The sequence below is a fragment of the Meiothermus sp. genome (assembly GCF_025060375.1).
Classification (GTDB): domain Bacteria; phylum Deinococcota; class Deinococci; order Deinococcales; family Thermaceae; genus Meiothermus.
On the sequence record NZ_JANXCG010000047.1, the window covers coordinates 1 to 1,987 of the forward strand.

Sequence of the window (1,987 nt, forward strand, 5' to 3'; positions counted from 1 at the left end):
GCAAGAGCCTGGCCAAGCCGCAGAACAACCAGACCCAGTACGAGCTGGGCCTGGAGGGCCTGGTGGCGCTGAACCCCGCCACCTTGGTGCTCTTCACCGCCCCCGACGAAACCCCAATCGTGCGCGGTTGGGCTAAGAACCCGCTTTGGCAGAGGCTCGAGGCTGTGCGGCGAGGCCGGGTATACGAGTTCGACCGCGACAACTGGACCCGGGGCCGGGGCCCTCTGGCCACCCGGCTCATCCTGGCCGAGCTGATCGACAGCGGCCTCCTGGCCGACCGGCCTGCTGCGGGCCGCTACGCCTTCAAGCCTTGAATATGACCCGCTCGCTCCGCCTTACCCAGACCCTGCCGCTATTCGCGCTAGCCGCAGGACTCATGGCTTTTTCCCTGCTGCTCGCCATATCGGTGGGAGCGGTGGACATCCCCTTGGGTGAGGTGTGGCGGCTGCTTTTCTGGCCTGATGCTTCCAACTCGAGCCTCATCGTCCACACCCTGCGCCTGCCCCGGGCTTTGACAGCCTTGCTGGTGGGGGCCGCGCTGGGGGTCTCGGGGGCCATGATGCAGGGCGTCACCCGTAACCCCCTCACCGAGCCGGGAATTCTGGGGGTCAACGCGGGGGCCGCACTGGCCCTGTTGCTGGGGGTGGTCTTCTTCCCCGGCCTGCCCGCCTGGGCTACGGTGCTGCTGGCCGCTTTGGGCGGGGTGGGGGCGGCGGCGCTGGTCTACAGCATCACCGCGGCGGTGGGCCTAACCCCGGTGCGGCTGGCCCTGGCGGGCATTGCCGTGGGGGCCATGTTGGGGGCGGCAACCAGCTTTCTCCTGATCATGTTTGAGGAGCGCACCCGGGGGGCCTTCATCAACCTTTCGGGCAGCCTGGCCGGGCGCACCTGGGAGCACTTCTGGATCATCCTGCCCTGGGCCCTGCCCGCGCTCCTGCTCGCCGTCGCCCTGTCGCAGCAGGTCAACCTGCTCGCCTTGGGGGAGGAAGTGGCCCAGAGCCTGGGGGCGCGAGTGGGCCTGGTGCGCCTTTTGGCCACCGGGCTGGCGGTGCTCTTGGCCGGGGCCGCGGTGAGCGTAGCCGGGCCTATCGGGTTTTTGGGCCTGGTGGTGCCCCATCTGGCCCGGTGGCTGGTGGGCGCCGACTACCGGCGGGTGATTCCCCTCTCGGCCCTGCTGGGGGCTAGCCTGCTCTCCTTGGCCGATGTGGCCGCCAGGCTCATAGACCGGCCCCTCGAGACCCCGGTGGGCATCCTGGTGGTGGCCCTGGGGGCACCCTTCTTCGTTTACCTGGCCCGGCGGGTCAGCTGAAGGGGGCCTTTTTGGCCTGTGGTGCGGAGCTTCGGCTTCAAGCTGCCGAGGTGCTAAAGCTGCGGTGGGCGCTGCTTGCTAGCGTTTCGAGCGGGTTGCCTTGCTCCGGGGTTTGGTGATTTTTACCAGAGTTTTACCTGGGTTTCCAACGATAGCTGGGGAGCTTGGGTGCGGGAAAGAGGGCGGCTGACACCCGAGCCAAGGCTTTTCTGGAGGGCTTTCCATGAAGCTGCGCCTTTTGGTGGTGGAGGATGATGTGGCTCTGGGCCAGAGTCTGCTCGAGGCGCTCGGTCAGCACAGTTTCGCACCGGTTTTGGCCCGCTCCAGGCTCGAGGCTGAGGCTTTGATTTGGCAGAAGCCCTACGACTTATTCCTCCTTGACGTACGCCTGCCCGAGGGGGAGGAGGCGGGCTTTGAGCTGGCTAGGGATCTTAGAGCGGCTGGTTTCCTGCAACCCATCCTCTTCCTCACCGCCCGTGAGGCCCTGCCCGACCGGGTGCGGGGCCTTTCTTTGGGCGAGGATTACCTGGCCAAACCCTTTGCCTTGCCAGAGCTGGTAGCCCGCCTCCGGGCGCTGGCCAGACGGGGTGAGATTCGCCCGCAGGTTCTGACCCACGGGAGGCTCAGCCTGGTGCAGGAGCGGCGGGAAGTACGGTATGAGGGCGAGCTGGTGCGTCT

At 67.1% G+C, this 1,987-nt stretch carries 2 protein-coding genes and 1 pseudogene; all 3 read left to right on the plus strand.

Translation table 11 applies throughout. The features are described 5' to 3' along the window. Positions 1-314: pseudogene (locus NZ849_RS06225) on the plus strand (iron-siderophore ABC transporter substrate-binding protein); the annotation flags it as partial. Between the two features lie 2 nt (positions 315-316). Next, positions 317-1,309, plus strand: a complete 993-nt coding sequence (locus NZ849_RS06230) for an iron ABC transporter permease (RefSeq protein WP_295405404.1) — start codon at positions 317-319, stop codon at positions 1,307-1,309. A gap of 223 nt (positions 1,310-1,532) precedes the next feature. Then, on the plus strand, positions 1,533-1,987 hold a 455-nt coding region (locus NZ849_RS06235; RefSeq protein ID WP_295405405.1), incomplete at its 3' end, for a response regulator.

Excerpts from the sequence above, each read along its gene's own strand:
- NZ849_RS06230 (WP_295405404.1), top strand. The coding sequence starts at position 317 with ATGACCCGCTCGCTCCGCCTTACCCAGACCCTGCCGCTATTCGCGCTA.